General features: G+C 50.4%; 1 protein-coding gene. It reads left to right on the forward strand.

Annotated elements, in window-relative coordinates; all coding sequences use genetic code 11:
* Positions 1-157: 157 nt before the first annotated feature.
* Positions 158-345, forward strand: a 188-nt coding sequence (locus A3754_RS07125; protein ID WP_156496879.1) for a DUF1302 family protein, incomplete at its 3' end; no start/stop codon positions are given.

The raw sequence follows: 345 nt of genomic DNA on the forward strand, positions 1-345 counted from the left end.
CACAGGGGATTTATTTTTTTCCCTGATGTGTAAGAATTATGCATTAGCTCGGGCGGTGGTTTGTATCAGGAAGAATGATGGGACCTGCTGCAAATGGGAGCTACTGTTGCCCGAGTAAAAACAATAAAGCCATGCGCATGGCAATTCGGAGAGCTACATGAATAATAATCACCTGCGTAAAACCAGGCTGGCGATGGCTGTGGCCAGCATCACTGCCCTTACCGGGCTGTCCCTTCCTGCTTCAGCGGTTCAACTGGATTTTGAAAACCCGGACTGGTCCGGGCGACTGGATACGACCTTGTCTGTAGGTTCCTTGTTCCGGACCGAAGGGCAAGACTCCATGTT

Source organism: Alcanivorax sp. HI0083 (assembly GCF_001635175.1).